This is a genomic window from Paracoccus limosus (assembly GCF_009711185.1).
Taxonomy (GTDB): Bacteria; Pseudomonadota; Alphaproteobacteria; order Rhodobacterales; family Rhodobacteraceae; genus Paracoccus; species Paracoccus limosus.
On sequence record NZ_WMIF01000060.1, the window covers coordinates 1 to 3,688 of the forward strand.

Here is a 3,688-nt window from a genome sequence, read left to right on the forward strand (position 1 = left end):
CAGCATCCCGTGCTCGGCCTCCGATAATCATCGAAGGCACAATGGACCCAACCCCCGGTCGGTGGGGTCCCTTTTGGACGCCGATCACCCCAGAAGCGGGGTCCTTATTGCAAGCCGTTCAACAGCCCCTGCCGCGCGAGGGATGGGTCGGATAGCTCATTCCGTCACCACCCTTGCCGCAAGATCCGTCGCGACCCGGTCGGCCCCGGCCCGGCGCAGGCGCTGCGGCCCCGCCAGCCGGACCCGTGGATCCAGCAACGGATAGACCAGATCGGCCAGCAGGTTGATGACGACGAACAGGGCCGCCGCCAGCGCGACGATGGCCTGCAGCACCGGCAGGTCCTGCGTGGTCACCGATCTTTGCACAAGGCTGCCGATGCCGGTGCGGCCAAAGACCGTCTCGGTGATCAGCGACCCGCCCAGCAGCTCGCCGATGGTCAGCGCGATCACGGTGACGACCGGCAGCGCGGCGGGCTTGAGCAGATGGGCCGCAAACAGCCGCGCCTGCCCCAGCCCCCGGCTGCGGGCGACGGCGGCATATTCCTGCCGCGCCTCGCCGTCCAGATTGGCGATCAGCACCTCGGCGATCTGGGCCGAGATCGGGATGCCCAGCGCCACCGCCGCAAACAGCGTCGCCCAGAAACTGTCGGGCTGGATCACCCGGAACAGCCCCATCTGGAAGCCAAAGACATGGATCAGCACCAGCCCGATGACGAAATTCGGCACCGACAGGAACAGCGAGGGAAAGCCGCGCAGCAGCCCCTGCCCGTATCTGCGCGGCAGGAACTGCGTGCCATAGGCGACCGCTCCGGCCAGCAGCAGCGCCACCACCAGCCCGGAACCCGCAAGGATCAGCGTCGAGGGCAACACCTCGCCGATCAGCGTCGCCACCGGCCGGCCCGAACGCAGCGAATTGCCCAGATCACCGGTCAGGAAACCGCCCAGCGCGCTGCCCAATTGCGCCAGCACGGGCCGGTCCAGCCCCTGCGCAGCGATGATTTCCTGAATCTCGGCCTCGGTGAAACCGTTCTGCGGGTTGCGCAGCACATTGGTCACCGGATCGCCGGGCAGGATGCTGACCACGACAAAGGTAAACACATAGGTCAACAGGACCACGACCCCGGCCTGGGCGATGCGCCGGGCCGCATGGGCGAGATAGGGGTTGCTCATCCTTGCCATCCTTTCGGTGATATGGGGATCACGCGACCAGCCGGGCGGTGTAATAGCTGGCGTAGGCGATGCCGTTGTAGACCTCGCCCTGAAGCTTGGGCGATTGCACATAGATGCGCTGGACGATCTGGGTGCGGGGCACGAAATAGCCCTGTTCCAGAACATAACGCTGCAATTCGTCCAGAAGCGGGTTGCGGATCTCATGCGTGGCGGCGCCGGCAATGCGGTCGCGCAGATCGTTCAGCCGCACATCGCCCGAGCCAAGCCCGAACCAGTTCTCGCCATTGTTGGCATCGGTCAGGATGCCCGCCACCGTGCCCGCATCGATGAAGCTGCGCGTGACCTCATAGGCGGGAACGGTCGGGCTGGCATAGCGGACCTTCTGGCCAAAGGTCACCACGTCAAAGGCGCGGATCTCGACCTTCCAGCCGATGCGGCCCAGCTGCTGGGCGATCAGCTCGTCCACCGCCTTCGAAGTGGCCAGATAGGGGTTGGAATGCAGCACCAGCGACAGGGCGACGCCATCCTTGGTGCGGATGCCGCCCGCGCCCTTGATCCAGCCGGCCGCGTCCAGCAGCGCCTCGGCCCGGGCCGGGTCATGGGCCAGCAGGGCGGCATGGTCGGTAGCGCCGGGCACGTTGCTTTGGATGAACGAGGTCGCAAGCTTCCAGTCGGGGGTATAGACCGTGTCGATGATCTCTTGGCGATTGATCGCGGCCTGCAGGGCCTGACGGACCCGGACATCATCGAAAGGGGCGACGGCGGTATTGATCGCCCAGCCGTTGACAAAGCCCAGATAGCGCGGGGTCGCCACAGAAAGGCCCTCGGCCGCCAGCGACTGCAGTTCCTGCGGCGAGGCGTTATAGGCGACATCGGCCTGTTCGGACTGGACCGAGGCCACCCGCAACGAGGGCTCGCTGACCAGCTTGTAGGTGATCGCATCCAGAAATGCCGGGCCGGTATGGCCGACCGCCGCCGGGCCCCAGTTGTAATCGGCGCGTTTCACCAGCCGGACGAAATCACCCTCTTTCCAGCTTTCGACCACAAAGGGGCCGCTGCCGGCGGTCTTGCCCAGATCGGCCTGTTCGGCGGCGGGGGAGGCGATGGTGGCCGGCGAAATCAGGATCGAGCCGTGATAGCCCAGCGTCGGGATGAAACCCAGCGTAGGCTTGTGGAAATAGACGCGGACGGTGCGGGCATCCACGGCCTCGGCGCGATCATAGGTCTTGGGAAACAGGCCGATCGGGTTGATGCCCTCGGGCTTGCGGCCGGCATACCAGATGTCAAGATTGGCCACGACCGCCGCCGCATCCAGCGCCGTGCCGTCCGAGAATGTGACGCCGTCCTTCAGGTGCAGGGTGAACTCGGTCGCGCTGTCGTTCTGTTCCCAGCTTTCGGCGATCCATGGGCTGACTTTGCCTTGGGCATCGACATAGACCAGCTTGTCGGTGACATGGCCCCAGACATGGCCCTGAAAGCTGGAAATCGCGCTGTTGTTCGGGATCCAGGTATCGCCGAGCGAGTCGATCAGAAAGGTGATCTCGCCCCCGGCGGGGCTGGCGGCGCGGCTGAACCCGGCCGAGGCGGCAAGGCTGGCGACAGCAAGCGCCGCCGATCCGGCCAAGAGACTGCGCCGGGACAGGGTGATCGAAGGGGAAGTTCTGGCCATGGAAAACGGTCCTGAAGGTTTGAGAGGTCCGGTCATCGGCCACGTCCTGCGCGACCCATGCGGAAAGCCGTATTGGTGAGGGAATTCGGGGGTGACAGCGGCAGGCGGGCCTGCCCGCCGGTTATCGGGCGATGCGCCGCAAGCGACGGCACCGACAGCGCTGGCCGGCAGCCGCGCGGCAGACAGTGGCGCTGCAGGACATCGCCCGGCCCGCGGCGGCATCAAGGCTGTCAAATGGCTCGGTCGTCATGTCCTGTGCCTGTCCTGTTTTCGGTCCCGGCCTGCCGGATCGGCCCCGTCCCCAAGGCAGCATTGCCCGCCGGGAAAGAGGGACCGCAGCCGTTGGGCCCATGTGAATTTGCTAGACTGACATGTCTTTCTTGTCCATTTCCTTGTCCCTGCCGAATGGGAAAGCGCATTCCCAATCCGGTCCCGCAAAGAGCATATTTCCGCGCCCCGCCCCCGGATCACGCCCGGCACTGGGGCCGGCGGAATCGGGCGCTCCAGCCTCTTGGTTGCGGACGGTCGGTGGCAAGGGCATGTTCGTCCCATGATGAACCCCGATCACGACGCCTCGTCGCGCGCATCAGATGGGCGCGACGGCGCATCCAGCGCGCCCATCTGAACGCCTATGGCCGTGCGGGCGCGTGCAGGGCATCACTGCCCGGTCTGATCGCCGCGGGTATCGCAGTTCTGTTCGGAATGCTCATGGGCAGGTAGACCGTAAGCGCGACGACGAGGCCCTATGCAGCGAGGCTTGACGCTTGGTCGTAGCACCAGGGCATGAGGTCCTCGATGCGGGATCTGGGGTGTCCGTCGAGGATGGCCCGGAGGGTATCGGCGAGGTAG

3 protein-coding genes are annotated in these 3,688 nt (G+C 65.8%); all 3 read right to left on the reverse strand.

The window, feature by feature from the left end; all coding sequences use genetic code 11:
* Positions 1-156: 156 nt before the first annotated feature.
* On the reverse strand, positions 157-1,170 hold the full coding sequence (locus tag GL279_RS18945) for an ABC transporter permease (protein ID WP_155066153.1): 1,014 nt from the start codon (positions 1,168-1,170) through the stop codon (positions 157-159).
* Positions 1,171-1,198: 28 nt separating this feature from the next.
* Positions 1,199-2,839: an ABC transporter substrate-binding protein gene (locus tag GL279_RS18950; RefSeq protein ID WP_155066154.1), complete on the reverse strand. Its 1,641-nt coding sequence runs from the start codon at positions 2,837-2,839 to the stop codon at positions 1,199-1,201.
* Positions 2,840-3,582: 743 nt separating this feature from the next.
* A partial coding sequence (locus GL279_RS18955; protein ID WP_155064130.1) for a transposase domain-containing protein occupies positions 3,583-3,688 on the reverse strand: 106 nt, incomplete at its 5' end.

Coding starts and splice junctions, on each gene's coding strand:
- GL279_RS18950 (WP_155066154.1), bottom strand. CDS start 2,839: ATGGCCAGAACTTCCCCTTCGATCACCCTGTCCCGGCGCAGTCTCTTG.
- GL279_RS18945 (WP_155066153.1), bottom strand. CDS start 1,170: ATGAGCAACCCCTATCTCGCCCATGCGGCCCGGCGCATCGCCCAGGCC.